Origin of the sequence: Bartonella sp. AA18HLJMS (assembly GCF_042197245.1) — a bacterium.
GTDB lineage: Bacteria > Pseudomonadota > Alphaproteobacteria > Rhizobiales > Rhizobiaceae > Bartonella.
The window spans coordinates 14020-37206 of record NZ_JBHIRP010000007.1 but is presented as its reverse complement, the minus strand read 5'-3'; the positions used below and the strand labels follow the sequence as shown (position 1 = coordinate 37206).

The following is a 23187-nucleotide window of genomic DNA, read 5'->3' as shown; positions in this document are numbered from 1 at the left end:
GGAATCTCGCGATACTTATAAAGCAGGCTAATGTTTCATCTTGGATTTTCAGGCTTTGGGTTCCACCATTCAACCACACTATACGACGAGAACCTTGGTGCTTGTTCATAAAATAATTTCTGGAGACCAGCAATAAAAATTAAAACAGTGTTTTTATCTCATGAGACAATCAAACACAAAATTGCTTTCTGTTTTTGAGGTTTGAGCTCTCTAAAACTTTTCAAAAGGATGTGCTCTTCTTTACTTGCGATCCCTTCATCACAGCAATACAAGGCATTTTCTTTTGTCGAGAGATCGGAGTAGAAAAAAGAAATGGGAACATTGAGAATATCAGCAATTTCTTGTAAACGCCCAGCTCCTATACGATTAGAGCCTTTTTCATATTTTTGGATTTGTTGAAAAGTCACACCTAACTGACTGCCTAATTGCTTTTGCGACATTCCGATCATTGTTCTTTTAAAGCGAATTTTTCTGCCTATCGAAATGTCGTTAAAGTGTGGATTTTTAGCTTTCACTTCAAGCTCCCCTGCCGGTTGCGAGCGCCCTCGCATTGGTATTCCGGGAGTTGAAAGAGCTGAAACTTGACTCAGCCTTTTGCTTTTAGTGCTAGAGCGCACCTGGACATAACAAAAGCTCCCGGAAATCCGGGATATCCATAAAGCTGGATAAATACGTGTCTCAAGTTTAGGGTCTTTCATTCCCTGTTGATCGCTGCGTAGACGACCAAAACATTCTCTTACCAATAAAGTAATTTCATGAAATTAGCAATAAAATTTAAAAACAGTCTTTATTTTATGAGCTCCACCCCCGCCTCTCAAACTTTTATGCCCGCTCGTAAAAACTCCAAAACCATGAAATAAAACCCACGTTTATTGAGAGGACTAATAACCCTTTATTTTTGAGATCACACCTCCCAAAAGCACACCTAACAACATATCACCCCCTCCCAAAGCCATTTTTGAGAGACGTCTTACAGATTTACACTGTGATGCGTTGGATTTTTGCACCACAACGAGCCAATTTTTCTTCTAATCTCTCAAATCCACGATCAAGATGATAAACACGATTGACGATTGTTTCCCCCTTTGCTGCCAATGTAACAAGAGTAAGAGGGCTGCAATCACAAGAGAAACAACAAGCACGCAAATCCGTCGCCATGATGAGGCCCCCTTGCAAATTCTCTGTTTTATGAGATGCGTTGCTCTCTCGCCCATCAAGCTTTATTTGCACCCTCAAGCGATTGAGTTCTTGAACATGCATAAAACGATTTTCGAAAACCGTCTCTGTAATTTCACGCGCTTCCCTCAACCCCGCGTCATGAGCGCCATGAACGAAACTTAGACAATAATCACGAGCCTCCTCAAGAGTGAGAGAAGCAAAACTTTACACGAAAGAAAAACCATTCCGAAAAGAAAACAGCAGCCACAAAAGCCATACCCTTGAAAGATGGAGATTTGAAAGAACTATTGAGAAAATCATCAAGAATGTACGGCTCCAAAATTCCACAAGCAAGAGAGTAAACCATTAAAAATGCACCAGCCAAGCCCAGCGCCCCAAGCCCAGCCCCCCAAGCCCAGCCCCTCCCAACAAGCAAACATTGTGTTAAAACGCCCCCAAGCAATCGCCCCCCTCAACCACAGCGCAAAGCATTCAGCATATCTTTAACAGGTTTACACTTTGAAAGCTTTACACTGTGATACGTTGGATTTTTGCGCCACAACGAGCCAATTTTTCTTCTAATCTCTCAAATCCACGATCAAGATGATAAACACGATTGACGATTGTTTCTCCCTTTGCTGCCAATGCTGCAATCACAAGAGAAACAGAAGCACGCAAATCCGTCGCCATGACAGGAGCCCCTTGCAAATTCTCTGTTCCATAGACAGTTGCCGTCTGCCCATCAAGCTTTATCTGTGCCCCTAAGCGATTGAGTTCTTGAACATGCATAAAACGATTTTCGAAAACCGTCTCTGTAATATGCGCGATTCCTTCAGCCCGTGTCATGAGCGCCATGAATTGCGCTTGGAGATCAGTTGGAAAAGCAGGATAAGGTCCTGTTTTAATATCAACGGGCATAATTTTGGTGTTCTTTGGATTTCGCTTAATATGAATTCCTTGAGGTTCTATTTGAATCTCGAGTCCTGTTTTTTGGAGCACCTTAAGCACCTTTGTGAGATGATTAGGATTTGCATTTTTAAGAAAGACATCTCCTCCCGTCATAGCAACAGCCATTGCATATGTTCCCGCTTCGATTCGATCAGCAATAACGCGTACTCTAGCACCGTTGAGTTTTTTAACCCCTTCAATTGTAAGCGTTGTTGTTCCTTCACCGGTTATTTGAGCCCCCATAGCATTCAGGGTTCGAATAAGGTTTGTCACTTCTGGCTCACAAGCTGCATTCTCAAGAGTGGTTGTTCCCTTTGCCATTGTCGCCGCCATCAGCAGCACATGGGTTCCACCAACAGTGACTTTAGGGAAACGATAGTGAGCGCCTTTTAACCCCTTTAGCGCTTTTGCATGAACATATCCATTTTCGATCGTAATCTGTGCGCCTAAAGTTTTAAGTCCCTCAAGGATAAAATCGACAGGTCTTGTTCCAATAGCGCATCCTCCAGGAAGCGAAACATAAGCCTCTGCGCATCGTGCAAGCAGAGGTCCGATAACCCAAAAGCTTGCACGCATTTTTTTCACCAGTTCATATGGTGCCCGTGTTGTGGCTATTTTTTGCGCCGTAAAATGAATTGTTCTTGAATTCACACATTCATCGTTAAACTCTTGTCCATCAACGGCATATCCAACACCATGATTATTAAGAATACGAATAAGCAATTCAACATCGGCCAGATGCGGAATATTTTCTAAAGTGAGCGTTTCTTCTGTCAGCAGCGCCGCAATCATAAGAGGCAATGCAGCATTTTTTGCCCCAGATATAGGAATTGTTCCTTGAAGTTTTTTTCCCCCAACAATTTGAATAGAATCCATCGTGTTTTCCCTCTTTTCCTTTGTGCCTGCCCTTCCAAAGGATTGTCCCCCTTCGGGAAGTTATGCTTTATTAATCGTTTTAGAACGCATTCTAACTATGAGAACAAATTATTGAGAAGTTTGGTTGCAAAAATTTACTAAAAAACATTTTTTTGCATTTTAGAGCTTTTTGCATTTTAGAGCTCTGGTTGTGCTCTTTTTCGGCTTTGCTCTTTTCGACGTTTCAGGTTTTGACGCAATTGTTGTGCCAATCTTTCTTGACGTCGTTTTGCTTTTTCATCTTGATGATTAATTTCATTTTGTTTTTGTTTTTGATGCATTTGTGTCATTGCGCAACCTTTTAAACAGTGTTGAGCTTCTATCCAAGCAACTCATAACCTTAAATATTTAAGCATATAAGAAACATATGTCATGACATAAGATACGTTTTCTTGCAAGAATATACAAATGTTCTCTTGCCTATTTTCTGACAATATGGCACAAGACAGCGCAAAGATTGAAAAGGGCTGCGGTAGCTCAGTGGTAGAGCACTCCCTTGGTAAGGGAGAGGTCGAGAGTTCAATCCTCTCTCGCAGCACCATTTTATTCTTCTTTTGCCTCTCTCTTCTTGCCCTTATAAGTCTTCCCTATAAGCCTAAATCTTTTCCCCAACCTTCATCGGCTTCATCAAATCCTCCATCCTTTAAACCATGCGCTTCAATAGCCTCAAAATCAGTAGCTTCAAAATCAGTAGCTTCAAAATCAGTAGCTTCAAAATCAGTAGCTTCAAAATCAATGGCTTCAAAATCAAGAGCCTCAATGCCACGCTTAATCTCTAAAATGCCTTACGAACGGCTTTTGAAATTGACCGCCCCCCAAAGAATATCCCCCCACCCCTTTCCTTGCCTCCCCCCTCTTTCCTTTCTGTAAGATTTGCCCTATCCTTGTCTTTACCAAGCCTCACTATTGCAACAGCTCTTGGCACTTGAGACGGTATAGGCATTTTTATTTTTTCAATATTTTATTTCTTGAATATTTTTCCCCACAAGCTCACCCTGTTTGTAATATGCAAACAAACGATTTTACTTGATTCAATATAAGAGCGTCTGAATAAGAAGGGTTGAAATAAGAACATCTCACACTATTTCGGGCTCTCATTGAAATTCAAATTAAATCTCAATAATGAATTATTATAAACTCATTGTTTGAACATATCCCATTGATACCTTTATCCGCCCCAAAACGAATAATCTTATCTTTCTAGCCTCTCTATCCATCTCAAGCAACACAAGTATTCCCTGTAAAAATTAGAATAAGCTTCATCGATCCTATTCGTCATTTACAACAAATCTAACAGAGCCATTTCCAGAACCTCCTCTCAACGCCTTTCCCATTCTCCCCACCCCTTACCAAAAGCAAAAACCAAACAGTGATAAAATCCCCCTCAATAAAGCTTTCACTAAGCACCCCACGCTCCCATATGGCAAACATCCCATATGACAAACATCTCATATGCCAAACATCCCATATGACAGGCATCCCCATATACTAGACATCCCATATGGCAGAAAATTGAGAGCCTGCCTTTTCAAAGAAGATCCCTCATTACCAATTTTATACACTATGGTTTTCCACGTGCTCTAAGCCTCCCTCTTTCAACACGCATCTTTTTTATACGAATACTTTGATTGATACGGATAGCGTTATTCGTCTTGCATAAGAGCCCCAAGAGCGAAAAGCTCTCTCCCTCTGTTCTATTGAAATCAATCACCCCTCTTCGCTTACAATTCACAAACAGAAAGATCCGTATGGCGAGAAACTTTCCAAGAAAAGCATATCTCTTCGTAAAAAGCCTCCCAGTAAACGAGATTATGAATCGTCTCAAGAGCTACAGCCCATGCCGCAATTTTGGCAACGGGCCCCAATAGTACCAACTTACTTTTTCATAAAGTAAAAATAGGGTGCGCAATGTTTATAATCTCTGGGGGGGTATAATCTACAGACTTTATAATCTACGGGGCTTGACCGTTATACCCCTCACGATATTATTCACAGGCGCCAGTATGAAATTTATGAACGCCGGCATAAAATGGCTGTGAAATGAGCTTAGAGCGAGATATCTTTATTAAAACAAGTGCGTGAATGTACAACAACAAGTATATTTCATTTGGAGTATTTTGGATATTGCCTACTCTCCCCACCCTAGGACAACCATTTTGGCTACAGATCCTCTTATATTTTCTGCTGTCATATCTCCTCCAATAAGCTAAAACCCCACATATGCGGGGTTTTAGCCAGTACCACACCTTTATTTAGACACATTATGATCATTATAACCATTTTTATTAAATACGTTTTTACGTATATTTTCAACACAAAAATAACACATATTGATTTATTTAACAGAAATCAATTAAATATTCATGATAATCATTAAAAGTTAAAATGATGAAATTATTATTCAGAACGTACGTCATAATATTTATAACGTTTTTTTCTGTATTCATATTATTGGGTTGTACTCAAGTAAGCGACCTTGCTGAATACGATAGGCTTTACCAAAAATATGTCCATGAAAATTACACTCCTTTAGCATATTCTCAGAAATTAGAAAAAGCAAAAAAAGAGGTAGAATATTTAAAAGCGTATATGGAATGGACTGTAGACATACCCCATGACAAAAGTCAATTTTGGAGGCATTTAATAACATTGCCCAGTAATCCTCCAGAATTCAATATTTTTAAACATTATCACATATTGCTTGTTTTTTGTGGACGTTTTTTTGATTTATGGCAAGGTGATAAAACGATGCCCACACTTACCTTTAACGACTTACCAACAAGACTGAAAGCTTTTAAAGCTAACGGGATGAAATACAGGAAAAATTGGGATTATATAGAAAATATTTTCCTCAAAGCAAAGTTTGAAACAAACTTTGATGATCCAATGTTTGCGTACGCAGAAAAATTTTTGGATTCCCCTAATGGCATTAGTCGAAAAGAACAAACTCTCCAGACAGAGCTGCTCATAATAGGCAATGAACTCACTCGTTTTAGAAACACAGCAACAATGTGCGTTATGGCTAGAGAGGTATACCTTGCCATGATGCCCAAAGAAAATGTAAAACCGCCCGTAAGATATAGCACTTTTGAAAAATGGAAGCAGTATTTAAAAAATCTTTAAACGGACCATAAAACGCCTTTCAAAATACTTCTAAAGAACCATTAAGCCCCCCTCACAATGACTATAATCAGGCACAAAGAGGGTATAAAAACAATGTTAATTAAACAGTCTTTATTGAGAAGCGTCTTAATTATCGCTCTTTTAACAATGCATCTTTTTTATTCTTCAAAGGGATATACTCATTCGAATGAAGTGTTCTCTTCAAAAGAAATTACAGAAAGAGAGAGATTCTTCCGCATTTTCCTTGTTAATGGAAGTCGCTGGTGGGAAGAAAAATTCTACCAAATTCTCTGGATAGAAAAAACATTTTTTTTGGAAAACAAGCGGCAGTTATCGCAACCGCTCTATGAAAAACATGTCAATATAATAAAAAAATGGCAGAATATAATCAAAAAACGACATCATGTATTTAATACTCTGTGCACCCTTATAGAATTAGAAATAGATGCAATGCGACATGTGAATGAAGCAAAACACTCTCATGAGCATACAGATCTCTCAAACCTTATGAAACACATAGAGACATATCAAGAGCGTATAGCTAAAAACAAGAAAGAACTTGAGAAACTTGATCATGAAATTGAGATCTTATACAAAGTTATCATAGAATATACAAAATTACCATAAACTTTGATCTATTCATTCCATAACTTTATGAAAAGTGCTTCTCAAAGGGTCCCCTGTATTTTCAAGCGTTTTGAACTATCTATCGCCACCTTTAGATACAGAGTGCCAAAGTACAGTAACGTTATCATACAATTTGTTGTATTTTACCAACACAAAAATAACACATATTGATTTATTTAACAGAAATGACTTATAAAAGCTCATCAGAAACAAACGACAATAAATACCTTATGTTTAAACACTTTATTTTCTTCGCTATCGTAATAAGCGCTGTTTTATTTACGCATCATACAACGAGTGGATGTACAACAGATGGTCTTTTTGTTGGAAGTACTTCTCCGATCAATTGTATTTCAAAAGAATATATAAGACAGAAAATAAAAAAGAAGCTATTAGAAAAAGAACGCGAAAGAGAATGGTTAGAGCTTGAACAATTTTCTGTTAGCGCTTGTCTAGGTGGAAAATTTCCTGTTTATTATGGCGTTTCTATTATCGATTGTGTTTCAGAGGAAGAACTAAAACAAAATCGTCTTAATCAAAATCATTTTAATAATGAAATTAATATAATGAACTTATTCCTGCAATGGTTTATCGTAGCATTCGTAATAACAACGATAATGTCTGTTCCCATAAGTTTACTTTGGCGTTTTAGATTTAAGGTTTCTGCCTGTTTATTTACAATAATGACAACCTTGGCTATTATTGCCGTCCCTTTTACATTTGATTTATCGTCTCTCTTTTAATCTATTTTTGTAAAAAATATTTCTAAAATATTAAAAACACCCTGCATTTTTAAGCGTTTTGAACTGTATCTCCTCTCATTTAGAGACAATAGCCCCAAGTACAGCCATGCCACTCAATACAATTTTCACCATATTTCTAACATAAAAATAACACATGTCGATACATTCAAAAGAGATCAATTAAACGATCTTATAAAATAAGAGCAATACACAAAATAGCTGTATTTAATGATAGTAAATGAAGACGATTATTATGGAATTCTTGGTGTAAGCTACGCATGCAACGATAAACAGATAAAATCTGCTTTTCGTAAATTAGCTCTGCAATACCACCCTGATCATAATTCTAGTACCGAAGCAGAACAAAAATTCAGAAAAATTTGTGAAGCCTATGAAGTTCTTAAAGATCCTCAAAAGAGAGCTGCTTACAATCAGTTCTATCATAAAACTTTTAAAGATAATGACAAGGCTTCTGAAATTAGTAGAAAGCAAGAGAACAGACGACAAGATAATACCGAGCATGTAATTGGTAGTATCATGAATGTAATTTTCATTATTTGTGGAATAATACCTATAATGTGTTATATAATTTCGTTTTTTACGTGGAATATACCACTAGGAATAATAAGTATAGGGTTATTAATTTTCATCAGTATAAAAGGATATTTGGTAAATATTGGTGCATTTATCTTCGGGATCATACTAATATCATTTATCAAAGTTATATGGAGAAGTATCTATTGATCAGTGCTTTTGAAGAGCTTTAAGATCAGTCCCACAGTGAATTCACAAGGTGTGGTCATTTTTGATTTTCTATAACAAGGTAGTGTAGAAAAACATAGAGATTATAATGTCTCTATCCGTTCTTTTCTTATTCTCCCGTTTCCTCCACCCCTCTATTTTTTTCCACAACCTGCCCCCCAATCTTTTCCCCAACAAGCCCACTTGACTCCACACAGACTTTTTCTCATGCCCCTACATCCTTTTCCCATATCGGCTAAAAAAAATCCCCCAAGCCCCCGCAAAGCTCTCTCCCCCCAAGAACGAAAGCATAACGTACACCATTGTCACAGCAATGAAAAAGCAACTCAGCCCTTTCATTGCGGCTCCCCCACAGTACTCACCACAAAAGCACCCAAAATCACACCACCATATCTCTAAACAACTTAGCCTTACTCCCCATTCTCGTTTTCCCCTCCAGCATGCCGCGCCGCCTTGCATGCGCTCCAAGCACCCTTTCTTTCCCCATTTTCCCACCATGCCTTTCACATTCATGACCAAGCTCTTTGCGCTCCCTGCACTCTTTGCGCTCTTTGCTTGCACCCTCCTCCAACACAAAAACCAGCTCTTTTCCTCCTTGAACGTGCCTTTTTATAGGTTGGAACCTGTCTGTACTGCTGCTTCCCTTCCCCCTAAACCTCATTTTTGTTCTCTAGCATGCTTTCGTGTCACTCCAAGTCACAGGATAACGACCTGCCCCCTTCATCCCCACCATTTCCTCCTCATCCCGCTCCAACATTTCTCTTCCCAAAGCCGCGTATCTCCCCCTTTTCCATATCGGCTAAGAAAATCTCCCAAGCCCCCGCAAAGCTCTCTCCCCCCAAGAACGAAAGCATAACGCGCACCATTGTCCCCGCAATAAAAAAACACTTGCCCGTCATTGTACTCCCCCAGCACTCACCACAAAAGCACCCAAAATCACAGCCTCCATACCTCTGAACACTTAGCCTTACTCCCCATTCTCGTTTTCCCCTCCAGCATACCGCGCCGCCTTGCATGCGCTCCAAGCACCCTTTCTTCCCACATTTTCCCACCATGCCTTTCACATTCATGACCAAGCTCTTTGTGCTCCCTGCACTCTTTGCGCCCCCTTATTTGGCACCCTCTTCCAACATATGCTTTGCTCTTTTCCCCCTCTGCTCTTTCCTTTTTATAGAACTTTGCCTCTCCTCAACGCTACACAAGATCCCCTTCTTCCCCTCTTACGTCTCATTCTTGTTTTGCCCTCCAGCATACGTCTTGCATGCGCTCCAAACTCCCCGCTTTCTCCCTCCTTCAAAGCAATTTCTGTTCTTATATGAAAACCTGTCTCAACCGATTTAATTTGCTGTACCATCTTCTCCAAAGCCTCATTAAAACGGCTAATTTCATTTTCAAGCTTGCAAATATATGCTTCATCACGATAAGCTCGTTTAATCAAAGGAGGCATATCCGGCCAATAGAGCATTAAATCCACCCATTCGCGTTGAGAAATCCATAACCCTCCTTGACATTGTGCTTTATGTTCTGCTGGAAAGCCCTTTTGCATGAAATGAGGAATTAAAATTTCAGGTTTTTTTGTTTTAATTTCCAACAATCCATTTTTTCCAATAAAAGCATCGGGAGAAAATCCTTGTCCGCGATCATCAGCCAAAACAAAGCCAATACATTCAGGTTCTGTATGTGTCAGTTTCCCATAAAGCTGTCGCGCGCTTGGTTCTAATTCAGTCCCACGTCGCATAGAAAGTGTTGCCCCTTCATCAACGGTTTTTCCGGTAATTCTTTCTCCCGCCAATTTCATCATCACACTCTGATAGCGTGACGTTTTTTGCCCCTGTTTTTTTTGCGCCATAACCATCTCAAACAAAGAAGCCGTAATCAAACCATTACGCACTTTCTGCCATTCTTCTGTTCCTTGAATACAATCGATAATGATTGGCATAGTATTTCTCCCCTTCTTTAAGGTGCTTTTTTTGCAACATATTCTCTTTGAAACATTCATATCTTTTAAGATGCATTCCCCACTAAGAATGACAGCATCCTTAAATATTGTGCTGCTGAAATCACAAAAGCTTTTGGAAACGCCCCCTCAACATCCCCCTCCCCACAAGTTTCTCATCCCCTCCTTTTCCATATCAGCTAAGCCCCTCCCAAGCGGCGCACCCCTAGACGAAAGCATAACGCGTGATATTTTCTCCCCGATAAAAAAACCTCTCGCCCATCATTGCCCCCTAAGGCTCAATACAAAAACGGTCAGAACCGCGCCCCATAGCGCCTTCCTCTTCTTCCCTCTCAAACACCTTCCCTCATTTCCCAACATGCTTTCACATTCATATCCAAGCTCTTTGCACTCCCTGCGCTCCAAGCCCTCTACTTTTTCCCCCCTCCCTCAACACTCTACTCCTTCCCCCTAAGCCTTCATTTTTGTTCTCCAGCATGCTTTCATATCACTCCAACCCCACTGGATAACCCGCTGCCCCTTCATTGCCTTACCCCCCCAATGAACCAGCCGGCAACTTCCCCCACACAAGCGCCCGCAATTCCCCATATATATAGGGCTCTTTTCTTCATACCCCCCTTTCCATATCGGCTAACCCCCCCCCAAAGCTCCCCCCCAAGAACGAAAGCATAACGTGCACCATTGTCACCGCAATGAAAAAGCACTTGGGCCCATCATTGCGGATTCTTTTTTCAACCCTGCTACTGCACGACGAAAAAATCATGGCGGCAATATTCTTCCTCCAATTTTTTTGCCATAGACTGAGCCACCTCTTGCGATATAAAATGTATAGCGTTGTGTTTTTGTGGTTCGAGTCTGATTAAATTTCGCGTGTTGCCAGCATAATAAAGTGGAAACCCTTGATAAGAAGTCTTGAGATAACTTGGCATGTTTACCACCAATAATCTGTCAAGACATCACATGGGCGTAAACGATGCTGTTTTTCATAAGAGCCATAGAGATTATCTTCATAATCGCAAGCCGCTCTTTCATTTAAACAAGCATGATAAGCTTCACTATTCAAAATAAAGGGCTGCAATTGTGTATTTTCTTCATTTATTTCATGATTTTCGACATAAAAATCAGCGATTTGTTCCGTAACATCTTCAGCATGAGAAGTTGTCAGATCGAGTCGTAAAACTCTATAAACAGTTTCACATTCTTCAATCAGTTCGAGCACTTCTTCGATTTCGTCGATTGGTCCTTCATAAGTACAAGGATTTTCCTCTTCGCATAAAACGACAATGATTTCATCCTCTTTAACGAATGAAATATTTTTCATGATTTCCCCCTTTAGATAGTTGATAAAGCATAGCCTTGTCTTGACAAGACTAAATATAGCGTTAGTCTTATCTCCTCTATAGGAGAGATGTCAACCATTTTATCCTTCATAAAAGATATATTTTAAATATCTACGGGGTTCAAATGACATATGTAAAGAAAAATCTATTATTCTTTGTTCCTCTCATGCCCCTTTGTTGTTCTCTATTTGTTCTTACAAAATTGCAATTATAAACACACAGGAGAGATAAAATGAGTGACATAATATTAATAAAACACTGGAGTCGCCTTGACTCAAAAGCACAGAAGGAAGTTATTTTGAAGCTTCGTCAATTGGTCGCCGCAAAAGAGTCAAAATCGCCTGTCTCTCTTGCGGAGAGAGTTTCGAAATAAGCTCTATAAATTCTTTATCTTCAGGGCTAGCCCCTTTCCCGTAAAGAATATAATTCATACTGATATTAATTTCGTGACAAATTCGCGAGAGAGATTCGATTGTTGGTTCTTTTCCTTCAGCAAGAATAGAATGAAGGTACCCCGCGCCTTTACCGGCAGCGAGGGAGATAGATCTTTTTGACCGCCCACTTTTTTCCAAAGCGATTCTTAATCTTTGACGCCAACCATTGATATTCATAATTTCACCATATAGCGCGTCTTTTTAAAAAAACACGTCCTTTTTATAAAACGGGCTTGCATTATCCTCTAAAAAGGATAAAATTAAGGAAACAAATTTTACTTTTTAGGGGGAAATTTTTTTATTTTTAGATCATAAAAACACTTTAACCACCCTACCGGATATAAAAGACCACCTCCAAAGCTTCTGCCCAAAAGCAAGTACGTTGAGAATGTGTGGTATTCTTTATTTTTTCCATCACCGCAATCTTAAATCGTAAGTTTGCATGCGCTTCAAGCACAGCCAATCATTTATAAGCATCGTAAAGAAGCCTCTAGTCATCATCGAACAGAGCCAAAAGCAACACAAGTTAAATCCTTATTTGAGCTTTTATCATCAATAAAAATGTATAAAAAAGAAGAAAGTAGATTGCAGTATGAAACACGCTAATCAACAAGAAACTCCTCATTATGAATCGTCTAGGCTTCCATATGTTTGTTGGTATCAAAATGACTTTCTAGGAGGTGTACGTGGGATGCGCGCACACGAAATTGGAATCTATACGATTCTTCTCAATGAAATGTATGCCCGTGGCCGACCTTTAGAAATATCGAAAGAACGTTTAGCGCGTCTTTGTGGTTGTGACAAGCGAACTTTTGTTAATGTTTTAGAGATGCTCATCCAAGAGGGTAAGATTTTAAATTTAGCCAATGGATTATGGAACAAGCGTTGCGAAAATGTTTTTCAAGAGCGTGAAAAATTGCTTGAACAAAAATCCTTTGCGGGTCGTTCTTCGGCAAAAAAACGCAAGAAAATCAATGCAGAGATGCAACAACTGCTTAACGAAAGTCCAAAAGATGTTGCACAAAACTCAAAAGCTCAAAAGGCAGAAGAAAAGGAAACACCTTACGGTGTTTTAGAAAAGAAAATTTTGTTTGATGAGACAGAACCTTGTTTTTCCTGCGAAGAGAACTTTGAACAAAGCGATCATCCATCACCCTTATCGGCTCTTGATTCACCTCTCCCTTTGCCTGCCCAAGCAGAAGCGGAGCAAAAAAACGCCTCCCCTTTAAACGCTCCCCAAGCCGAGTTCACTCCCGCCCCTATCGCGCAAATTGTCACGGGGGAAAAAACAAAATCCGCCACCACTCTTCCCCCCAGCAATCTTCCTGCCTCCGTCCCTCCTTCTTCCAACAAAAAAACCACAACCTCAGTTGCCAAAGGGCATCGTCTTCCTGAGCATTGGCAAGCAGACATCAAGGCGGCAGTTTCAGAAGGCTTGAGTGAAAGCCAAGCCCATTGGCAAGAAAAGAAGTTTCGCGACTATTGGCAAGCCAAAGGCGGCAAAGAAGCTCTCAAAGTAGACTGGCAAGCCACATGGCGCAACTGGTTTCGCCGTGAGATCGAACGGCAAGAACAGCAAAAACAAAGGAGCTCCTCATCTTTTACCTCTGAGAACAATGACACGCTTTACCGCAGTTTGATCAACTATAACGACAATTTTTGACATCACACAAACAACGTATTTTTCAAGCAAGCGCGGGGACAAAAATGCTTCAACACCACAACAGCATCGGACAAAACAAAAGGCGGCAAAACAACATTTGGATAGGCGATTCACACAGCAAAACGCGTCAACATCGACCATTTTGCTCTCATCACAAAAGCGTTTTCCCCACGCAAAAGACCCCCACAGGCACCCCAACATACACACCCCAACATGCACCCCAATACACCAGGACTCCAGCATGCACCACCCCCTCACAGGCATATCCTCCCCACCCTTCTTGCACCCCCTTCCTCCTTTCCACCTTCCTCCTTTTCCCAAGGCGCCACTTCCCATGCTCTTGGCAAACAAACATCAACAGAGCAGCTGCAAAAAAAACTCAATGAAAAGCAAACTCTTTGGTAACAAAACACCCCTCCACACAGGCACCCCAACTCATGCCCCACCCCCCCAACAGGACACTCCAACATGCACCACACCCTCACAGACATATCCACCCCGCCCTTCTTTCACCCCCTTCCTCCTTTCCGCTTTCCTCCTTTTTCTCAAGGCGCCACTTCCCATGCTCTTGGCAAACAGACATCAACAGAGCAGCTGCAAAAAAAACTCAATGAAAAGCAAACTCTTTGGCAACAAACCACCCCTCCCACACAGGCACCCCAACTCATGCCCCAACAAGGTATCCCCCAACAGGACCCCAGCATGCACCACACTCTCAGACATCCACCCCACCTTCTTGCATCCTTCCTCCTTTCCACCTTCCTCCTTTTCCCAAGGCGCCACTTCCCATGCTCTTGGCAAACAAACATTAACACAGCCATTTCAGAAGGCTTGAGTGAGAGCCAAGCCCATTGGCAAGCCAAGAAGTTTCGCGACCATTGGCAAGAAAAGAGCGGCAAAGAAGCTCTCAAGTAAACTGGCAAGCCCCATAGCACCACGAGACTTTACGATCAGATCAAACGGTGAGAACAGCAAAAACAGAGTCCTCACTTCTCACATCTTGAGAAAAACGAAAATAATATCACGAATGACCATGAGCACAATTTTTGAAATCAAACAAAAACTTATCTCACAAGCCGATAAAATAGCAGAAATGCTTCTTCCCCAAGGGCACAAACGAGGCAACAATTGGATTGTAGGCAACACACGTGGTGAAGCTGGTCAAAGTTTATCGATTTGCTTGAGTGGTAGTAAAGCAGGACTTTGGTATGATTTTGCAGAAAGCACTGGAGGAGATCTTTTAGACCTTTGGTGTGAAGTCAAAGGCATTAGCCTTTCTCAAGCCTTAGAAGAAGCACGCGCGACTCTCAATCTGACACGCCCCAAACCCTTTATGGCGCCCCATCGTTCCTATCGCCGTCCACCGGTTCCTACAGGGCAGAGCCCGCAGAATCTTGTAAAAACCTATCTCCACGAAGAACGCCGCATTCCTCTAGAAATTATAAAGCGTTACCGCATAGGAGAAAATGGCAAAAAAATCATTTTCCCCTTTTATAAACCCGACGGCACCCTTGCTTTAGTCAAAGAACGGCTTGCGCAAACGGGAGCAAAAACCAAACCAACAGCCTCCCAATGTGAACCGATTTTATTTGGTTGGCAAGCTCTTTACCCCACAAACCACACCTCCACGCAGGCGCTCCAACAGGCACCCCAACACACACCTCAGCAGGTACCCTCAACCAACCACCCCTCCACGCAGGCGCCCCAGCAAGCATTCCAACACACACCTCAGCAGGTACCCTCAACCAACCACCCCTCCACACAAGCGCCCCAAAACACCACCTCAACCAACCACCCCTCCACGCAGGCATCCCAAAACACCACCTCAACCAACCACGCCTCCACAAAGGCGCCCCAAAACACCGCCACAACCAACCACGCCTCCACACAGGCGCCCCAAAACACCGCCACAACCAACCACGCCTCCACACAGGCGCCCCAAAACACCGCCTCAACCAACCACGCCTCCACACAGGCGCCCCAAAACACCACCTCAACCAACCACCCCTCCACACAGGCGCCCCAAAACACCACCTCAATCAACCCCACCTCCACACACACGCCCCAAAACACACCTCAGCAGGTACCCTCAATCAACCCCACCTCCACAAAGGCATCCCAAAACACCGCCTCAACCAACCACACCCCCCAACAGGCGCCATTTCCCATTCTTTCTTCAACAAACCGTACCATTGTTATCACTGAAGGAGAAATTGATGCGCTATCCTTAGCCGCCTATGGATATCCGGCGGTTTCTGTTCCCTTTGGAGGAGGCAGTGGAGGAAAACACAACTGGATTGAAAATGAATTTGATCATTTAGAATCTTTTGAAACGATTTTTTTAGCCACCGATATGGATCCGCCCGGAGAAGAAGCAGCCCGTGAGATTGCCAGCAGGCTTGGACGCCACCGTTGCTACCGTGTCCGTTTACCCCTTAAAGATGCCAATGACTGTTTAACCGCAGGGATCGATAAAGCCACCATAAAAGCCGCCTTTTCCTCAGCACAAAGCTTTGCACCAGAAGGTTTACGGCGCGCCTCAGACTATAAAGATCAAGTGATTGGGCTTTTTTGGCCAGAGCCTGAAAAACATCTTGGTTATACGGTTCCCTATCCTAAACTGAAGGACAAATTGCATTTCCGCCCAGCAGAATTAACGCTCTGGAGCGGTGCGAGTGGTGCAGGTAAAAGCCAATTATTATCAGACTGTATTCCCCATTGGATTGCACAAAAGAGTCGCCTTTGCTTAGCGTCTCTAGAAATGAAAGGAGAACAATCGCTTCGCCGTTTAACCAAACAAACGGGCGGCTTAGAACAGCCTACAAAAGAGACGATTGAACGGATTCTTCATTTTTTAGACGATGGGCTTATTCTTTATGAGCATGTTGGCAAATCAAGCGTTGACACCTTGCTTGAAGTCTTTGACTATTGTCGTGCGCGCTATGGCTGCGATCAATTTATCATCGACAGTTTGATGCGGCTTGGCATTGCCTCTGATGATTATGCAAGACAAGAACAAGCCGTTTATAAAATGGTTGATTGGGCTGTTTTAAACAGTGTGCACATCCACCTTGTCGCCCATGCCCGCAAAGGCGGTCTGGATAAAGATATCCCCAGCACAGAAGACATTAAAGGCGCCTCAGAAATTGGTGCCAATGCCTTTAACATCATCACCATTTGGCGCAATCGGTCGTTGGAAGATAAAATCTTTGCCGCCTCTCTCGCACAAGAAAAAGCAGATTTAGCCAAACGCCCAGGTGTCATTATGAATATTGCCAAACAACGTTCTGGTGATTTTGAAGGCAAAATAGGGCTTTGGTTTGATCCCCAAACTTATCGCTATCGCTGTTCTTTTGAACAATCATTCCCTCGACGTTATCTGTAATGCCCCATAAACCCCACTCTCTTTAAAAACGCCTCCGCTTTCAAACGCGCACGTCTTGCTCCCACAGAAACAACAGGAAGGATCAATCCACAAATGATGAAAAACACCCAATCCTTCGCGAACCAAAGCCTGCTCAACCCTAGATTCTCTGCTCCCAAACGCAAACAAAAAAAGGTCGCTCCAACAACGGCGCAAAACACCCCCCCCTTCAATAGCCACAAACAACGCGTCACCACCCCATCTCGCCGCCCCCTCATATGCAAAATCAAGAACCACTCCAACAGTGCAGCAAACACGATCCCTATCAAGGACAGGAGACCCCATGGTATGTCCATATTCTCCATCCCCCAAAGAGCTAAAAAAAGGACGACTCCTAAAATGCAATAAAACAGCACTTCCTTCAAAAAGAGGGAAACACCAAAAATACAATAAAACGCCGCTCGCCACCACGGAATATCGAAGCGCTTGGAAACCTTATAAGTACCAATAACGACAACAATAAAAAGGTAGGAAAACACCAACAACAGCAAAAAAAACAAATCGTTCGACATCACATACCCCTCACAGCAAGCCCATTAAAGATCACACCCATAAGACAAAAAAACACACCCTACTTTAAGAACCAAGCCCATAGAACACGCGCACGCCTTGCTCCCTCACAAACAAAAGGAAGGGTAAATCCAAAAATGAATAAAAACACCCTCTCATTCGAGAACCAAAGCCAGCTCAACCCTAGATTCTCTGCTCCCAGACGAGTAAAAAAAAGGAGAGTACCAAAAATGCAGGAAAACAGCACAAAATTCAAAGCACGCAACGACCTCTGTAGCACCGTATCACTTTGCTCGCGTATAAAGAACCCCAAGAGCACTTTTAACAATAAAGACAAGAGCAAAACCTTTAAGAATACCGCCCTTATGCTATCCATATCCCTGACGCCCACAGCAGCGAACCACAGGATAAAGCCCATCATGCAACAAAACATGACCGCCTTTAAGAACACTTGCCCCGCCACAGGCATACTCTTGACGCCCAGATGCACCAAACCAAGGACAGTTGCAAAAATGCAAGAAAACACCGCCCCCTTCAAGAGCAGCTCCCCATCAACAGCGCGCCTGCCCACGCCCACATAAACAAAACCAAGGTAGGTGGCAAGGGCGCCATAAAGCACCACCCATCTCCAAAACATCCACTCTGTAACAGAGCGACGCTTTGCTCCCTTATAAATAAAAACCAAGGCCAGAGCAAAAAAGCAGAAAAACCAAGACAACAGCCAAAACATCACATTGTTCGACATCAAATACCCCTCACAGAAAGAACATCAAAGATCACGCCCGTGGAAAAGAAAAATGCTCATTTTTTTAAGCCCCCCAACAGTACACGCACACACCGTACCCCTTCCAAAACAAACAAAGGAACGAATCCAACACTGCTCACAAACACCCCATTGTTAAAGATCAAAAACCAGTGCCCCCCATATGCTTGGCTCCGTTATACGCCAATCCAACAACGCAGGAAAACACCGCTAACTTCAAAAACATGTCCCGCGCAACCACCATACGCCCCGCTCCTTCATCAATAAAAATCAGAGACCATGCCAAAAATGCAGCAAAAGATCAATCCTTTTCAAAGAATGAAAGCCTAAACCCAAGACGTTTTGCCCCTAGACAAATAAGCCCAAGGATAAGACCAAAGACAACGCCAAAAAGAATGTTAAAGACCCACTTTTTTGAAAACCACACCTGAGCCAAACCAAAATGCTCAGCTTGCGCATAAACAAACTTAGAGATAGCGATAATAATGAAGCTCAACGCCAAATTTTTTAAAAAAGCCTTCCTTGTAACCCCGAAAGACCTCATTGCCGCATAAATAGAAACAAAGACAAGAGCAACAAAGCAGAAAAACCCCAACCACTGCCAAAACATCAAATCGTTCGACATCAAATACCCCTCACAGAAAGAACATCAAAGACCACGCCCGTGGGAAAGAAAAATGCTCATTTTTTTAAGCACCCCAACAGTACACGCATACACCGTACCCCCTCCAGAGCAAAAAAAGGAACAAGTCCAATAGTGCCCGCAAAAACCCCATTGTTCAAGAACCAATGCGTGCTCCAGCCCATATGCTTTACTCCCACATGTGCCAACCCAACGACAGTGCCAATAATGCAAGAAAACACCACCCACTTGAAGCACCACACCCCACGCGATATCCATTTACCCCGCACCCTCATAAGCAAAACCAAGGACAGCGCCAGCAATGCAACAAACACCGCTCCTATCACTAAAAATTCCCATGATATATCAAAATGCTTCGCTCCCTTATAAGCAAAGCCAAGAACCACTACAGCAATGGTGCAAAACACCACAGCCTTCAAAAACACGCCCCACGATACAGTTCTACTATTTGCTCCCACAACAATAAAACAAAGGGTCGCTCCAGCAATGCAAGAAATCTCCATCCCCTGCCAAAACACCTCCCACGTAATAGCCGGTCTCCCCGCATCTTCATAAGCAAAACCAAGGACCATGCCAACAACGCAGCAAAACGCCAGCCCCTTTAAAAACATGTCCCGCGCAACCACCATACGCCCCGCTCCTTCATCAATAAAAATCAGAGACCATGCCAAAAATGCAGCAAAAGATCAATCCTTTTCAAAGAATGAAAGCCTAAACCCAAGACGCCTTGCCCCTCTATAAATAAGAGCAAGGACAAAGCCCAAAAGGACATAAAACACCCACTTGTTTGAAAACCACACCTGAGCCAAACCCAAATGCTCAGCTTGCTTATAAATAAAATCAGAGACAGCAGCCAAAATGAAGCTCAACAACACCATCTTGAGGAACAAACCCTTCGTTACACCCCGCCGCTGCATTACTTCATAACCCAACATAAGGAAAATACCGGGAATGCCATAAAACGCCACAGCTCGTAAAAATACGCCCCACGTCATCCCAAGAGCCTTCATTTCCACATAAACAGCCACAGAGACATAGGCTACAATACAGCTAAACACCAATCCCTTCAAAGACAAAAGCCCGCGCAACATCATGCCATTCCCCCATCAAGTCATTCAAGGAAAATCCACCATGCGACAAAACACCCCTCTTTTCAAGAACCAAATCCATGGGGCTTCCCACACACAAGCGCAACAGTCCAAGTCACCCCCAAGAGCGCATACCCACACAGCACACTTCAACACATGTCTTCCTCTCATCCCCCTCTTTTGCCTAGATCAAGCAACATTTTTTAAAAACGAGAAGCAAAATTAAAATTTTTAAGGAGATGCTATGACCCATAAGCAGAAAAAAAATATGCAAACCTGCCCGCTTGATCATCAAAATCAAGAAAAACACATTGGTCATTTAAAGACGCAAGAAATCCCTGTTGAAACGCGTAATCCTTATTTTAAACCCAATCATCGAGAAAGTTCCAGCAACCCGCGCACCATCAATGCCATTGCCAATGCACAAAGCCATCCCATTGCACTTTTATATGCGAAAGGACATCTCAGCAAAGCCCAATATAAAGCGGCAGAACGTTTTTATTTTTACTGGCGTCAAAGCCAAGCCGATCTCCACATGAGCCTTGACTACACCCGTGAAAAGGTTTCCTGTAGCCAAGGGTACACACACCCTATTGAACGTCAAATAGAAGCCTCCAATCATTTAAGAACAATCAAAGTTCAACTGGGTATTCTTGGCTATTCACTGCTTGAACGCGTTATCGGCCATGGACAAGCGATAAAAGAATTAAGTTCTTCAAAACGCAAACAAAACTCCCTTGCCGATCATTTACGAGATTGTTTAGACTTGCTCGCATTTCATTGGGGATATGCAAACCATAAACATTTTGAATAATCCCCCTCCTCGCTATTTTAAGCGGCCTCCCATGTTGCCCCGCCCCCTCTAAAGAAACCTCCCCCACACGGGCTCAACCATTGAGCAGCTCTCGCCCCTATTTCCATTACCTTGCCCCCCACACCCAAAAGGACAATACTTCACCCCCACACATAATTAAGATACACCCCACACTCTTAAAAACAAAAAGCCTTCCCCCATATCAGTCCTATAATCATGAGGGGCTCTTAATTCGTTTTTGATTGAAGAATATTATCAAGATGCTTGCATGTATCATAATATTTTTAAATATAGTTTAATTAATATCGAGTCTTAAAACAAATATTCAATTGAAAAAAGTATTACGTTTTAATGCAAAATGACAAAATTTTTTGTAAAAAGTATTTTTTATATTGCTATTTTTTCAATTCTCTGCTAAGTATAATATGGTAGGTTCTTTAAGTATGATTTTTTGTATTTAGTACGGCCTTTTGAATTTATTCTTTTTTGACACGTCCTGCGAGTCAATGTTAAAATTCTCCTACTTTTTGGTCCTCTGATTGCGACGGAGGACTTTTTTTTATAACTGTACTTTTTTATGACTGTATTGTCTTAAATCACTTCCTTATGAGCTTTGTGATAATTCCTCCATAAGGTTTACCCGCAAAATAGATCATTCTTTTGTCAAATTGACTTGCGTTCCATTCTTAAAGAACAAAGATTCTTAACTCAATCTGATTTACAAACAGCTTGGATACACTTCCCTCTTGGTTTGCCATTCCCTCTTGGCTTCTATTCAGGTTTTTCCGCTAAACTCAAGGCGCAACAGAATCTTGCTCTGTCTTAAAGATTCACCACGCCCTTAAAAAAACACTTAAAACATATCCAAGGAAGCTTGCTTCATATCACCAAACCTCAAATGACCGTGTTTTACGGCATAACAGAATGACTTAACTATTGGATAACTTTCTTTATCGCCCCCCAACAGGTTGATGTATCACGACAACATATTGATTTATAATCATCATATCCCGTTATCCATATAAAATTAAGAGACGCAGATATCATAGGGATTCTCTCATTTTAAATTTATTTCATGTTGCATCAATCAACACCTTGTCTTTTCCACATTACAAACATGAGAGACATATGAAATAACGCACTTCAAAGATTTCAAAGATAAAGAATCAAAATGCCTCTTATGAACACGCTCAAGAGCCAAAGGCTGTCATCATATGAGGCGCGAATAGCATGATAATGTGCTGGCTTTTCCTTATGAGATTTTAAAGAAGGACTTATCCACTTCACAAGAGATTTCTCCATTATCAGATTTACCAATATCTCCAATCACCAATATAATTGTGATGATAAGATCACATAATGTTTTTAAACAAGTAGGTAAATGTGCAACACAAATATATTCTATTTAGAACATTCTGTTTTATGTGAGTCGCGTAAACTCCCATTAAAAAACAAAATCCCCCATTAAAAACAAAATCCCTATGAGAAAAAATCTAAAGCGTGAGAATAAAAACATGAGACAAGTGTGATTCCATTCAGATATTGCTCTTTAACCGTCAAACCGAATAAAAATAGATCCGGAAAGTATGTTAATCTTCCTACCTTAAGAGATAAACTAAGAATATAGACAACATCTCTCCTAACATTCCCCTTTTTCTAGCATCGCTTAAGAATCAAAAATTATACAGCTTATTTTGTCATATTATAAAGCACTGTTTTTTAAGGCGGTATTGAAGCAGTTAAAACAATTGAAGTGTTTAGCCAACGCCATCGCCATTAGCAAAGCTAAAAAAACAAACTGTTGAAAAGCCGTGCATATCTTGTGTAAACACAAAAAAAACAAGAAAAAGGCACAAAAATATCTCAATTTTTATAAAAATACATCAGCGTCTTTTACGATTGTATTGACGAACAACCCTTATCACATAATCATCTTAAATATTGAGAATAAAGAATGAATAGCCCTCGCAAATACAGCAACCTATCAATAAAAATATAAAAACAAATCTTTTTGTTATCTCTGTTTCTTATGGAATATGCCTTTCCCTATGGATGCACTTTAGCCTCCAAAGAGTGCATTCAATCCATGGAAAGGACGCACTCTAGCCCTCAAAAGAGTGCATCCTTCCCCTCAACGGAAACTGCCGAACCCTCATAAAGGCAGTATCCAATCTATAAGAGGATGCACTCTAGCCTTCAAAAGAGTGCATCCTTCCCCTCAACGGAGACTGCCAAACCCTCATAAAGGCAGTATCCAATCTATAAGAGGATGCAC

The 23187-nt window shown here is 41.6% G+C and carries 24 protein-coding genes, 1 tRNA gene and 2 pseudogenes; 9 read left to right on the top strand and 18 right to left on the bottom strand.

The annotated features are described in order from the left end of the window. Nucleotides 1-158 precede the first annotated feature (158 nt). The 5 genes and pseudogenes from ACFINW_RS05505 to ACFINW_RS05485 all read right to left on the bottom strand — a co-directional run bounded on the left by ACFINW_RS05505 (nt 159) and on the right by ACFINW_RS05485 (nt 3311). On the bottom strand, nt 159-743 hold the full coding sequence (locus ACFINW_RS05505) for a helix-turn-helix domain-containing protein (protein WP_375673921.1): 585 nt from the start codon (nt 741-743) through the stop codon (nt 159-161). A 235-nt stretch (nt 744-978) separates the two neighbouring features. Continuing rightward, nucleotides 979-1331, bottom strand: a pseudogene (locus ACFINW_RS05500) (UDP-N-acetylglucosamine 1-carboxyvinyltransferase); the annotation flags it as partial. Between the two features lie 29 nt (nt 1332-1360). Next, nucleotides 1361-1621: a hypothetical protein gene (locus ACFINW_RS05495; RefSeq protein ID WP_375673919.1), complete on the bottom strand. Its 261-nt coding sequence runs from the start codon at nt 1619-1621 to the stop codon at nt 1361-1363. 65 nt (nt 1622-1686) lie between these two features. Beyond that, on the bottom strand, nt 1687-2982 hold the full coding sequence (gene murA / locus ACFINW_RS05490) for a UDP-N-acetylglucosamine 1-carboxyvinyltransferase (RefSeq protein ID WP_375611654.1): 1296 nt from the start codon (nt 2980-2982) through the stop codon (nt 1687-1689). Between the two features lie 176 nt (nt 2983-3158). Continuing rightward, the gene (locus ACFINW_RS05485; RefSeq protein ID WP_375607050.1) at nt 3159-3311 is read right to left on the bottom strand and encodes a hypothetical protein; all 153 of its coding nucleotides are present in this window, start codon (nt 3309-3311) and stop codon (nt 3159-3161) included. Nucleotides 3312-3487: 176 nt separating this feature from the next. Here ACFINW_RS05485 and ACFINW_RS05480 point away from each other — a divergent pair. Beyond that, nucleotides 3488-3562, top strand: a tRNA-Thr gene (locus ACFINW_RS05480). A 234-nt stretch (nt 3563-3796) separates the two neighbouring features. On the opposite strand, the gene ACFINW_RS05475 is transcribed toward ACFINW_RS05480, so the two are convergent. Both ACFINW_RS05475 and ACFINW_RS05470 read right to left on the bottom strand, forming a co-directional pair. Then, nucleotides 3797-3964 carry a hypothetical protein gene (locus ACFINW_RS05475; protein ID WP_375673917.1) on the bottom strand — a complete coding sequence of 56 codons (168 nt, stop codon included), beginning with the start codon at nt 3962-3964 and terminating at the stop codon, nt 3797-3799. 778 nt (nt 3965-4742) lie between these two features. After that, nucleotides 4743-4886 (bottom strand): hypothetical protein, encoded by a 144-nt coding sequence (locus ACFINW_RS05470; protein ID WP_375673915.1) that lies wholly within the window; start codon nt 4884-4886, stop codon nt 4743-4745. Nucleotides 4887-5406: 520 nt separating this feature from the next. Here ACFINW_RS05470 and ACFINW_RS05465 point away from each other — a divergent pair. From ACFINW_RS05465 to ACFINW_RS05450, 4 genes and pseudogenes are all read left to right on the top strand, one after another. After that, nucleotides 5407-6144 (top strand): hypothetical protein, encoded by a 738-nt coding sequence (locus tag ACFINW_RS05465; protein ID WP_375621488.1) that lies wholly within the window; start codon nt 5407-5409, stop codon nt 6142-6144. Nucleotides 6145-6237: 93 nt separating this feature from the next. Next, nucleotides 6238-6771 carry a hypothetical protein gene (locus ACFINW_RS05460; RefSeq protein ID WP_375621489.1) on the top strand — a complete coding sequence of 178 codons (534 nt, stop codon included), beginning with the start codon at nt 6238-6240 and terminating at the stop codon, nt 6769-6771. Between the two features lie 185 nt (nt 6772-6956). After that, nucleotides 6957-7514 carry a hypothetical protein gene (locus ACFINW_RS05455; protein ID WP_375673913.1) on the top strand — a complete coding sequence of 186 codons (558 nt, stop codon included), beginning with the start codon at nt 6957-6959 and terminating at the stop codon, nt 7512-7514. 228 nt (nt 7515-7742) lie between these two features. Beyond that, a pseudogene (locus tag ACFINW_RS05450) lies at nt 7743-7982 on the top strand (DnaJ domain-containing protein); the annotation flags it as partial. A 673-nt stretch (nt 7983-8655) separates the two neighbouring features. Here ACFINW_RS05450 and ACFINW_RS05445 read toward each other — a convergent pair. The 5 genes from ACFINW_RS05445 to ACFINW_RS05425 form a co-directional block, all read right to left on the bottom strand. Further along, on the bottom strand, nt 8656-8937 hold the full coding sequence (locus tag ACFINW_RS05445; RefSeq protein WP_375673911.1) for a hypothetical protein: 282 nt from the start codon (nt 8935-8937) through the stop codon (nt 8656-8658). 79 nt (nt 8938-9016) lie between these two features. After that, on the bottom strand, nt 9017-9175 hold the full coding sequence (locus ACFINW_RS05440; RefSeq protein WP_375673909.1) for a hypothetical protein: 159 nt from the start codon (nt 9173-9175) through the stop codon (nt 9017-9019). Between the two features lie 269 nt (nt 9176-9444). After that, a complete protein-coding gene (locus ACFINW_RS05435) occupies nt 9445-10215 on the bottom strand; it encodes a lambda exonuclease family protein (protein ID WP_375673907.1) in 771 nt (256 codons plus the stop codon). A 949-nt stretch (nt 10216-11164) separates the two neighbouring features. Beyond that, nucleotides 11165-11554 carry a hypothetical protein gene (locus ACFINW_RS05430; protein ID WP_375621497.1) on the bottom strand — a complete coding sequence of 130 codons (390 nt, stop codon included), beginning with the start codon at nt 11552-11554 and terminating at the stop codon, nt 11165-11167. Between the two features lie 312 nt (nt 11555-11866). After that, nucleotides 11867-12184, bottom strand: coding sequence for an XRE family transcriptional regulator (locus tag ACFINW_RS05425; RefSeq protein ID WP_375621498.1), 318 nt, complete (start codon nt 12182-12184; stop codon nt 11867-11869). A gap of 415 nt (nt 12185-12599) precedes the next feature. Here ACFINW_RS05425 and ACFINW_RS05420 point away from each other — a divergent pair, with 415 nt between their 5' ends. From ACFINW_RS05420 to ACFINW_RS05410, 3 genes are all read left to right on the top strand, one after another. Next, a complete protein-coding gene (locus ACFINW_RS05420; RefSeq protein ID WP_375673905.1) occupies nt 12600-13670 on the top strand; it encodes a DUF1376 domain-containing protein in 1071 nt (356 codons plus the stop codon). 468 nt (nt 13671-14138) lie between these two features. Continuing rightward, nucleotides 14139-14585 carry a hypothetical protein gene (locus tag ACFINW_RS05415; protein ID WP_375621501.1) on the top strand — a complete coding sequence of 149 codons (447 nt, stop codon included), beginning with the start codon at nt 14139-14141 and terminating at the stop codon, nt 14583-14585. Nucleotides 14586-14703: 118 nt separating this feature from the next. Next, nucleotides 14704-17055 (top strand): toprim domain-containing protein, encoded by a 2352-nt coding sequence (locus ACFINW_RS05410; RefSeq protein WP_375673903.1) that lies wholly within the window; start codon nt 14704-14706, stop codon nt 17053-17055. Here ACFINW_RS05410 and ACFINW_RS05405 read toward each other — a convergent pair. The 6 genes from ACFINW_RS05405 to ACFINW_RS05380 all read right to left on the bottom strand — a co-directional run bounded on the left by ACFINW_RS05405 (nt 17046) and on the right by ACFINW_RS05380 (nt 20020). Next, entirely contained in the window at nt 17046-17606 is a 561-nt protein-coding gene (locus ACFINW_RS05405) for a hypothetical protein (protein ID WP_375673901.1), read from the bottom strand. The genes ACFINW_RS05410 and ACFINW_RS05405 overlap by 10 nt on opposite strands. Before the next feature lie 59 nt (nt 17607-17665). Beyond that, complete coding sequence (locus tag ACFINW_RS05400; RefSeq protein WP_375673899.1) at nt 17666-18349, bottom strand: hypothetical protein; 684 nt, start codon at nt 18347-18349, stop codon at nt 17666-17668. Between the two features lie 160 nt (nt 18350-18509). Continuing rightward, entirely contained in the window at nt 18510-18653 is a 144-nt protein-coding gene (locus tag ACFINW_RS05395; RefSeq protein WP_375621505.1) for a hypothetical protein, read from the bottom strand. A 15-nt stretch (nt 18654-18668) separates the two neighbouring features. Next, on the bottom strand, nt 18669-18992 hold the full coding sequence (locus ACFINW_RS05390) for a hypothetical protein (RefSeq protein ID WP_375673897.1): 324 nt from the start codon (nt 18990-18992) through the stop codon (nt 18669-18671). Between the two features lie 56 nt (nt 18993-19048). Beyond that, complete coding sequence (locus tag ACFINW_RS05385; protein WP_375673895.1) at nt 19049-19681, bottom strand: hypothetical protein; 633 nt, start codon at nt 19679-19681, stop codon at nt 19049-19051. A gap of 15 nt (nt 19682-19696) precedes the next feature. Then, entirely contained in the window at nt 19697-20020 is a 324-nt protein-coding gene (locus ACFINW_RS05380; protein WP_375673893.1) for a hypothetical protein, read from the bottom strand. A 322-nt stretch (nt 20021-20342) separates the two neighbouring features. Here ACFINW_RS05380 and ACFINW_RS05375 point away from each other — a divergent pair, with 322 nt between their 5' ends. Beyond that, nucleotides 20343-20912: a hypothetical protein gene (locus tag ACFINW_RS05375; RefSeq protein ID WP_375621509.1), complete on the top strand. Its 570-nt coding sequence runs from the start codon at nt 20343-20345 to the stop codon at nt 20910-20912. Nucleotides 20913-23187 lie beyond the last annotated feature (2275 nt).

Bases quoted from the DNA above. Each gene is read 5' to 3' on its own strand.
- ACFINW_RS05380 (WP_375673893.1), bottom strand. From the start codon at position 20,020: ATGAAGGCTCTTGGGATGACGTGGGGCGTATTTTTACGAGCTGTGGCG.
- ACFINW_RS05415 (WP_375621501.1), top strand. From the start codon at position 14,139: ATGCACCACACCCTCACAGACATATCCACCCCGCCCTTCTTTCACCCC.
- murA (WP_375611654.1), bottom strand. From the start codon at position 2,982: ATGGATTCTATTCAAATTGTTGGGGGAAAAAAACTTCAAGGAACAATT.
- ACFINW_RS05465 (WP_375621488.1), top strand. From the start codon at position 5,407: ATGATGAAATTATTATTCAGAACGTACGTCATAATATTTATAACGTTT.
- ACFINW_RS05375 (WP_375621509.1), top strand. From the start codon at position 20,343: ATGACCCATAAGCAGAAAAAAAATATGCAAACCTGCCCGCTTGATCAT.
- ACFINW_RS05485 (WP_375607050.1), bottom strand. From the start codon at position 3,311: ATGACACAAATGCATCAAAAACAAAAACAAAATGAAATTAATCATCAA.
- ACFINW_RS05430 (WP_375621497.1), bottom strand. From the start codon at position 11,554: ATGAAAAATATTTCATTCGTTAAAGAGGATGAAATCATTGTCGTTTTA.
- ACFINW_RS05425 (WP_375621498.1), bottom strand. From the start codon at position 12,184: ATGAATATCAATGGTTGGCGTCAAAGATTAAGAATCGCTTTGGAAAAA.
- ACFINW_RS05410 (WP_375673903.1), top strand. From the start codon at position 14,704: ATGAGCACAATTTTTGAAATCAAACAAAAACTTATCTCACAAGCCGAT.
- ACFINW_RS05390 (WP_375673897.1), bottom strand. From the start codon at position 18,992: ATGTCGAACGATTTGATGTTTTGGCAGTGGTTGGGGTTTTTCTGCTTT.
- ACFINW_RS05460 (WP_375621489.1), top strand. From the start codon at position 6,238: ATGTTAATTAAACAGTCTTTATTGAGAAGCGTCTTAATTATCGCTCTT.
- ACFINW_RS05475 (WP_375673917.1), bottom strand. From the start codon at position 3,964: ATGCCTATACCGTCTCAAGTGCCAAGAGCTGTTGCAATAGTGAGGCTT.
- ACFINW_RS05405 (WP_375673901.1), bottom strand. From the start codon at position 17,606: ATGTCGAACGATTTGTTTTTTTTGCTGTTGTTGGTGTTTTCCTACCTT.
- ACFINW_RS05400 (WP_375673899.1), bottom strand. From the start codon at position 18,349: ATGTCGAACAATGTGATGTTTTGGCTGTTGTCTTGGTTTTTCTGCTTT.
- ACFINW_RS05440 (WP_375673909.1), bottom strand. From the start codon at position 9,175: ATGACGGGCAAGTGTTTTTTTATTGCGGGGACAATGGTGCGCGTTATG.
- ACFINW_RS05455 (WP_375673913.1), top strand. From the start codon at position 6,957: ATGACTTATAAAAGCTCATCAGAAACAAACGACAATAAATACCTTATG.
- ACFINW_RS05420 (WP_375673905.1), top strand. From the start codon at position 12,600: ATGAAACACGCTAATCAACAAGAAACTCCTCATTATGAATCGTCTAGG.
- ACFINW_RS05435 (WP_375673907.1), bottom strand. From the start codon at position 10,215: ATGCCAATCATTATCGATTGTATTCAAGGAACAGAAGAATGGCAGAAA.
- ACFINW_RS05445 (WP_375673911.1), bottom strand. From the start codon at position 8,937: ATGAGGTTTAGGGGGAAGGGAAGCAGCAGTACAGACAGGTTCCAACCT.